This window comes from Altererythrobacter litoralis (assembly GCF_036324225.1).
In the GTDB taxonomy this organism is placed as follows: Bacteria; Pseudomonadota; Alphaproteobacteria; order Sphingomonadales; family Sphingomonadaceae; genus Erythrobacter; species Erythrobacter litoralis_A.
Genome location: NZ_JAZDQV010000021.1, coordinates 1 through 1,477, shown reverse-complemented (window position 1 = coordinate 1,477; position 1,477 = coordinate 1). Strand labels below are relative to the sequence as shown.

The 1,477-nt window shown below is 50.2% G+C and carries 1 protein-coding gene; it reads right to left on the bottom strand.

Annotated features, from left to right (window positions below; translation table 11 throughout):
* Nucleotides 1-96: 96 nt before the first annotated feature.
* Nucleotides 97-1,065, bottom strand: a complete 969-nt coding sequence (locus tag VRS74_RS12630) for a tetratricopeptide repeat protein (protein ID WP_354145584.1) — start codon at nt 1,063-1,065, stop codon at nt 97-99.
* Nucleotides 1,066-1,477 lie beyond the last annotated feature (412 nt).

Sequence of the window (1,477 nt, the reverse complement as noted above, 5' to 3'; positions counted from 1 at the left end):
GCTTCCTTGCCATTCCATTCCTCCTTCGTGGCCATTCCTAAAATAGAAATTGGACCATTCAGAAGGGGGCAGATCAGCAGGATAGTTGTAGCTAATTCAGTAGCTGGAAAAATGCTCTGAAACCTGTTGCCTTGCAATAAGGCGGCTCACAACGCGATCCAGACCGGCTTGAGCCTCATCTTTTCCCGAATTTAGATCAAGCGTGCGATTATAGTAGTCGCGAGCCAGCTGCAGATCACCCTGACTTTCATGACAAAGCCCGATATTCAACAAAACCGACACATGCGCTGGGTTGGCCGCCTCCAGTTCATTGAAAGCCACGCATGCGGCAAGTTGATCGCTTTTAGTCAGCTGGATAGCCTTCTTGAACGAACGGGCATCGTCGCCGGACATGCCCTTGCGGTTTTCACTAATACGAAATTTGTCCGACCTGAATTGCGGCGCCAGGTCTACCCTTACAGAATATGCATATTGCGCGGCCAACGAATTCAACAAATCATCAGGATTGGGTGCGGCCGCCTCATCTTCACAATACTTCTGATACGTCTTGAGGTATTTGTTGCTTTCATAAAGCAGCGTGCCATCCGATGCGACCAGACGCAGCATTGGGCGATAACCGACGCTCAGCAAGTGGCAGTCATACACTTCCTTGCGCTTTTCGACGCAATCGCCTCGCTCTTTCTTGCCGCAGCTTATTACCTTCTTGACACCCGCCGATTCTTCCCAAAATTCAGTTCGGGCAGAACCCTGCAATACAGCCGTAGGTCCCGTATCTATTGCTTTGCCCTCAGCGTCCTCATTTACGCCAGAATGCAATTCAGCGAGCGTCGCAGCCGGTACAATCGCGAACCAAGGTTGCCCGTTAATCTCCACGGCGGAAAGTATGTCAGAGAGCAAGAATGAAAGCTCGGGTCCGGCATCACCGCCAAAACCTTCAAACGCTATGGTTTGAACCCGGGCATCGATATTCGCCTCTCCCGCAAAGATGCCTTCCACAGGCAATGTTTCTGCTTGCAAAGCCGAACCGGCGTATATGAGCGTGCAAATTCCGATTGTCTTTTTCATCACCCAATTCCCCAACCCGCATCATTCAATCCATGGGAAACATTGCGGTGGAAGCCTGAACCGCCTTTGAATATTTTGTTCAGGTAAAGTCAGAGTAATCTTAATGAACCTGCTTCGAAGGCTTCTCAGATGATTTCATAGACCACGTGTTTAAGCGGTTTGCCCTGATAGGTTCCATGCTCTTCCAGTTTGGTAAGAGTGCCACCAATTCCGGGAATGGAATCACAATCGGTAAGGTGATGCCTGGTAAAGTGCTGGCTTGGCAAATGGTGAAACCTCAGTCGAAGACCCGCCAGGCATTCGTGATCACAGTGCCAAGGGCGGCGTCTATCTCGTGATCTGCCCCCTTCTGAATGGTCCAATTTCTATTTTAGGAATGGCCACGAAGGAGGAATGGAATGGCAAGGAAGCA